The 6195-nt window shown below is 59.4% G+C and carries 5 protein-coding genes; 3 read left to right on the forward strand and 2 right to left on the reverse strand.

Annotated elements, in window-relative coordinates:
- Positions 1–453: 453 nt before the first annotated feature.
- Both WBF74_RS13720 and WBF74_RS13725 read right to left on the reverse strand, forming a co-directional pair.
- A complete protein-coding gene (locus tag WBF74_RS13720) occupies positions 454–1398 on the reverse strand; it encodes a TerC family protein (protein ID WP_424440866.1) in 945 nt (314 codons plus the stop codon).
- Between the two features lie 458 nt (positions 1399–1856).
- A complete protein-coding gene (locus WBF74_RS13725) occupies positions 1857–2696 on the reverse strand; it encodes an SDR family NAD(P)-dependent oxidoreductase (protein ID WP_424440868.1) in 840 nt (279 codons plus the stop codon).
- A gap of 181 nt (positions 2697–2877) precedes the next feature.
- On the opposite strand from WBF74_RS13725, the gene WBF74_RS13730 reads away from it, so the two are divergent.
- From WBF74_RS13730 to WBF74_RS13740, 3 genes are all read left to right on the forward strand, one after another.
- A complete protein-coding gene (locus WBF74_RS13730; protein ID WP_424440870.1) occupies positions 2878–4095 on the forward strand; it encodes an acyl-CoA dehydrogenase family protein in 1218 nt (405 codons plus the stop codon).
- Positions 4096–4150: 55 nt separating this feature from the next.
- Complete coding sequence (locus WBF74_RS13735) at positions 4151–5425, forward strand: ATP-binding protein (RefSeq protein ID WP_424440872.1); 1275 nt, start codon at positions 4151–4153, stop codon at positions 5423–5425.
- 210 nt (positions 5426–5635) lie between these two features.
- Positions 5636–6195, forward strand: a 560-nt coding sequence (locus WBF74_RS13740; RefSeq protein ID WP_424440874.1) for a substrate-binding domain-containing protein, incomplete at its 3' end; no start/stop codon positions are given.

Genomic DNA, 6195 nt, shown 5'->3' on the forward strand with positions numbered 1-6195 from the left:
GTCGCGCAGCGCCTCCGCCGCCCAGTCCCAGTTTCGGCAATGGTCGCGGCCGCCGTGAATGAGCAGAAGCGGGGGCGCATCTTCATTGCCCCAGTCCACATAATGAAGCCGCAACCGCTGAGAAAAATAGAAGCGTGAGGCCGGGCCGATAAGGGAGCTGGATCTGTCCGTCATGCTGTTTTCCATGTCTTATGTCTCTTTTGCGCAGATTAGCGCGCACCGCGCAGCACGCCAAACGGGGGGTCTGGGCGGAATCGGTCAAGACTGCATGGAAACAGAAAGCCCTCCTGCGAAGGAGGGCTTGTATTCGACGCGGATCGGGCGGCAGGAACGTACATCCGGCTCCCGCGCCCTCTGAGGCTTGCTTCAGCAGGCCTTCGCGTCTGAAGACATAGATAGACACGAACTACGACAATTCAAGGGCATCAATGTGATGTTTCCATGAGGGCGGCGTTAAAGCAGCGGCCGCGGCTCCTCGCCCCTTGTGCGCCACATGGAATAGGCAACGCCACCGGTAAGCAGCACGGCTGTCACGCCGAGCGAGATGGAAGGCGGAATTTTTGCAATGCCCAGCATGTCGGCCACCACGATTTTCGAGCCGATAAAGACGAGCACGATGGCAAGGGCATGTTTGAGATAGCGGAAGCGTTCAATGGTTGCCGCCAGTGCGAAATAGAGCGCGCGAAGCCCGAGAATGGCGAAGACGTTGCTCGTATAGACGATATAGGCATCCGTCGTGATGGCGAAAACGGCCGGCACGGAATCAACGGCGAAGATCACGTCTGCGGCTTCGATCACGACCAGCGCTAGGAAAAGCGGCGTCATGAAAAGCGCAGTACGGCCATGCCGATCAATCGGACGGCGCACAAAGAAATGGGTGCCATAGAGGCGCTTCGTGACGCGGAAGTTCCGTCGCATGAAGCCGATAACCGCATTTTCGCTCTCGGGCGGATCGGTTTCGTCGCCCGAGAAGAACATGCGGATGCCGCTATAGACGAGGAAAACGGCAAAGAACCAGAGGATCCATTCAAAGCGTTCAACCAGCGTGGCGCCAAGGCCGATCATCACGCCGCGCAGCACGATCACGCCGAGGATGCCCCAGAAAAGAACCCGGTGCTGATATTCGCGCGGGATCGACAGATGCGCGAAGATCATGGCGATGACGAAAAGATTATCGACCGCGAGGCTCTTTTCGATCACGAAGCCGGTGAGATATTCGAGCCCCTTCTCGGAGCCGAGCCACCACCAGATGAAGCCACCAAAGGAAAGCCCCAGCGCAATATAGAAGGCTGAAAGCTTCAGGCTCTCCGATACGCCGATCGCATGTTGCTTGCGGTGAAAGACGCCAAGGTCAAGCGCGAGCAACAGCATGACGAGGGCGAGGAACCCCACCCACATCCAGACTGGTTTGCCGAGAAACAGGAGAAACAGAAAATCAGGAAGGTTCAATTCGGGCGCTCGTCCATGCGTTGGATGACGATGAACAATGCCGACATGGCGGGGGTGGAAGCCGTCAGAGGGGCCCGGTCATTGTGGATGAGTTGGTAAATCATACCTGACGGGCATTTCTGTCAAGTGGGCAGTGAAATAAGCCTCTATTTCGTCATACGCAATGCCGCCCCAGGCCGAACAGCGCCAGCCCCAGCATAACGTGGACGGCAAGCACGGGTGGCCAGCCGGAGAGGTAAATGAGGTCATTGGCAAGCCCCGGCTTGCAGGGACCACCCCGAAAGCAAGGTCGCGCCTGCCGAAAAACAGCCTTGCTGCGAAAAGGCGTGCCCAGGCGCGCGCCCAGGCGGGATCGGCGACCTGCCTCGGATTGTAGCCGGGCAAAAGGACGCCCGCGCGCTTTTGCGTTAACGTCCCTCGTTCGGCTTGCGAAGAATGGCGGAGTCGCGCCGGAAGAGCAGCTTGCCGTAGGAAGCAGGCATAAGCCGCTGCAACAGATCGATGATCTTTGCATCCATACCGATCAGGATGCGCTCCCTGTTCTTCTCGATGCCGTCCACAATGACAATTCCAGCCCGCTCCGGCGTAGTGCGGGCGATCCTGTCAAAGCCTGTCACGGCTTCTTCCCGCTCGGTCGCTTGTGTGCTTTGAAGGAAGCGCGCGTTGCGCACGATATTGGTCTTGATGCCGCCCGGATGGACGCAGGAAACCCTGATCTCCGTGCCCCTCATCTCGTGGCGCAGCGCCTCGGTGAAGCCGCGAATGGCGAATTTTGCCGAGTTGTAGGCGGCTTGCGAAGGCACGGCGAGAAGGCCGAACAGGCTGGACACATTGACGATGTGTCCGCTGCCTTTGGCCTGAAGTTGAGGCAGAAAGGCCTTGGTGCCATAGACCATGCCCCAGAAGTCGATATTCATCACCCATTCGAAATCATCATAAGTGAGGTCTTCCACGCGCGCGATCTGCGCGACACCGGCATTGTTGATAACGATATCGGCCCCGCCCTGCGTCTCTTCGATTTCCTGTGCGAAGGCATGAAAGGCATCGCGATCTGCCACATCGAGAAGATAGGTTGTCACCTCGCCGCCTGCGGCCTTGATGAGCGCTTCCGTTTCAGCAAGCCCGTCCCGGTTGACATCCGTTACCGCCACGCGCGCGCCGCGCCTTGCGAGTTCAATGGCCGTCGCGCGGCCGATGCCGCTTGCTGCGCCTGTGATGACTGCGAGTTTTCCGCTGATGGTGGTCATGGCTTTCCGGTCCGCCGCTTCGTTTCGTGGATTGGCGCCAGACTAGCAAGTTCGACCGAAATTTCATGCAAATGTCACGGGCGCGCCTGCCGATTTTGGTAGTGTTGGACCGCGCCTCTCTTCGCCCTCTATGCTGTCACCAACCAGCCATAGGGAAATATCGGGAGAGAGGAAGAGAAAGATGCAGGTTCAGCCCATACCGGGTCTCGATGACGGAACGAATGAGATCAGGCTTCGCACGGCGAAAATCGTGACCGAAGACATCATCCCCGCCGAGCCGATTCTTTACAGGGGCGGGGAAGAGGCCGATGCCGTCCGTGAGAAGATCAAGGCGAAGGTGAAGGAGGAAGGTCTCTGGGCACCGCATCTGCCGGAAGAATATGGCGGCATGGGTATCGGCTTTCTGCGCCACGCCTATATGAACGAAATCATGGCGTGGTCGCCATTCTCGGCGCGGCTTTTTGGTGTGGTGGCCCCCAATTCCGGCAATCAAAAAATCCTTCTGAAATACGGCACTCCGGAGCAGAAAAAGAAATGGCTGGAGCCGCTTGTCGCAGGCGAAATCGAAAGCTGTTTCTCCATGACAGAGCCGGACCAGCCGGGTTCTGATCCTTACGCGATCCAGACGCGCGCGGTGAAGGATGACGACCACTGGGTCATCAATGGCCATAAATGGTTCACCTCCAATGGCCGCCGCGCCGACATCGCCATTGTTATGTGCCGGACCGAACAGGAAGACGGCAAGGGCGGCGTGAAAGACAAGATGACCCAGATCATCGTGCCGATGAACACGCCCGGCGTGAATATCATCCGCTCTGTGCCTGTCTGGGGCCATACGCATGGCGATCATTGCGAGATCAAATATGAAAATGTCCGTGTACCGCTTGAAAACCAGCTTGGCCGCACCGGCAGCGGCCATCAGGCAGCACAGGACAGGCTCGGCGAAGGCCGGGTCTTTCATTGCATGAACTCGATCGGCCAGATGTGGCGCGCCTTCGACATGATGTGCAAGCGTGCCATGAGCCGTGAGGTGCATGGCGGTAAGCTGGCAACCAAGCAATTCATCCAGGGCTTCATCGCGGACAGCTATATGGATATTCAGGCGGCCCGCCTGATGACCATTCATTGCGCGCATCGCATGGAGGAAGGCGCGTCTGCCCGCGTCGATATTTCGGCGATCAAGATATTTGTCCCCGCCGCCTTTGAGCGGGTGGTGGACCGTGCGATCCAGGTGCATGGGGCGCTGGGTGTCTCAGGTGACACGCCGCTTGCCGGCATGTTTCAGGGCGCGCGCACGCTCCGCCTCGCCGACGGCCCGGATGAGGTGCACCGTATCGTCATCGCGAAGTCCGTGCTCAAATGCTACGAAGAGGGCATGAGCTGGGATTTCGGAGTCTGAACGGGCGAAGATGGCGGCAGGCGGCGGCAGTTTGTCAGAGCGGATAAGGCTTTGGTTGCGGGATTTCGGTTTCAGATGGACCGGCACCCGCACCTTTGTGGTATCCGCTGCTGTTATCTTTCTGCTGCTCGCCCTTTTTGGCGCGCTTCACCCGGTTGTCGCTTTCTGCTCTTTTCTGTTGCTCGCGGGCATTTCCGCAACGCGGCTGATGGTTGTCGGCGAAACAATGCCGATCCGTCTGCGTGCAGCCGAAAAGACAGGCATGAGCGATCCCAATGGCCGCAGGGCGCTCGCCCTCGTGAACAGGCTGCCTGACCCCTTGATCGTTTTCGATGAGGCGGGCCGTGTTGTTCTTGCAAATGAAGCGGCTGAAGCACTTGTCGGCAAGGCCGCACCGGGCCGCCATGTCGCAACGGTGCTGCGCAGCGCGCCCCTTATCGCTGCCATTGAGGCGGTCACGAAGGATGGTATCCAGCGCACCATCGAATATTCGATCCCCGTGCCTGTCCAGCGTCATTACAGCGCCTATGTCGCGCGTGTGGAGAGCGGGGAGGCGGGCGCATTCCCGGTCACTCTTGCGCTGCTGCGCGATGTGACAGAGGCGCACCGCGTCGAGGCTATGCGGGCGGATTTTGTGGCCTTTGCAAGCCATGAACTGAAAACACCGCTAGCCTCTCTGTCAGGCTTCATCGATACGCTGCGCGGTCACGCCCGTGATGACGCCGAAGCGCGCGAAAAGTTTCTGGAAATCATGGCCGATCAGGCCAACCGGATGCGCCGCCTGATTGACGACCTCCTCTCCCTCTCTCGCATTGAGCTGCGCGAGCATGTCCGGCCTTCGGACGCTGTGAACCTGCTTGATGTGGTGGGGGATGTGGCGGATGCCCTTGGCCCCCTGCTCACGGAACATGGTGTAGCACTCACCATTGATACGGAGCCTTCTCTTCCCCTTGTTCTGGGCGACCGGGATGAACTGACGCAGGTCGTGCAGAACCTTGCCGACAATGCACTGCGCTACGGCCACTCTGGCAAGCGGATCGACATTATTCTCGGTCGGGCGGAAAGAAGCGGAAAGCCCATGCTTCGCCTCACCGTGCGCGACTATGGGCCGGGGATCGCCAAAGAATATCTGCCGCGGCTGACAGAGCGATTCTATCGCGTCGATGTGGCTGAAAGCCGGGCGCGTGGCGGTACCGGGCTTGGCCTTGCCATTGTGAAGCATATCGTGAACCGCCATCAGGGCGTGCTCTCCATCGAGAGCGAGGTCGGGGCGGGTGCTTCCTTTTCCGTCATGATTCCCCTTGCGCCGGAGACGGCTCAGGCCGGATAAAACGCGCGTTTCTCCACCGTCGCAAAACTGTCATGCAACCGTCGTAAACCCTTTGCGACACCCCGGTAGCGTCTGCTCGCCTGAAGGTTAAGCCCAACGCGAATTCGGAAATCGCAGCAGGCGCGGGCGCCAAAGGGGGCTCTCTGAGTGATTGCCCTTTGCCCGGCACTCACATACTGGAGAACGAACGTGACATTCAAAACTCTGACGATGGCCGCAACACTTGCCCTCGCTGCCTTTTCGGTGGCAGGCGCTGCCCATGCGCGCGACCAAATCCAGATCGCCGGTTCTTCGACCGTGCTGCCCTACGCCAACATTGTGGCGGAGCAGTTCGGCCAGACCTTCCCGCAGTTCAGGACACCGGTTGTCGAGTCCGGCGGCTCGGGCGGCGGTCTCAAGCAGTTCTGCGGTGGTGTTGGTCTGAACCAGATCGACATTGCCAATGCCTCGCGCCCGATCAAGGAAGATGAGAAGGCGGCCTGCGCGGCGGCTGGCGTCACCGACATCATCGAAGTGCGCTTCGGCTATGACGGCATCGTCTTTGCGAGCGATGTGAACGGCCCGGAATTCGCCTTCACGCCGGCGGACTGGTTCCTCGCCCTTGGCGCGAATGTGCCGGTGGGTGGCAAGCTCGTTGAGAATCCGAACAAGACCTGGAAGGACGTGAACGCGAACTTCCCCGACTGGAAGATCACGGCACTCATCCCGGGTGAAAAACACGGCACGCGCGAAGTCTTCGAAGAGAAGGTTCTCGCTGCAGGCTGCAAGGC

Source organism: Parvibaculum sp., from assembly GCF_049672805.1.
Classification (GTDB): domain Bacteria; phylum Pseudomonadota; class Alphaproteobacteria; order Parvibaculales; family Parvibaculaceae; genus Parvibaculum.

What these genes read in the sequence shown, in the direction of transcription:
- WBF74_RS13720 (WP_424440866.1), bottom strand. Translation starts at nt 1,398, where the DNA reads ATGTGGGTGGGGTTCCTCGCCCTCGTCATGCTGTTGCTCGCGCTTGAC.
- WBF74_RS13725 (WP_424440868.1), bottom strand. Translation starts at nt 2,696, where the DNA reads ATGACCACCATCAGCGGAAAACTCGCAGTCATCACAGGCGCAGCAAGC.
- WBF74_RS13730 (WP_424440870.1), top strand. Translation starts at nt 2,878, where the DNA reads ATGCAGGTTCAGCCCATACCGGGTCTCGATGACGGAACGAATGAGATC.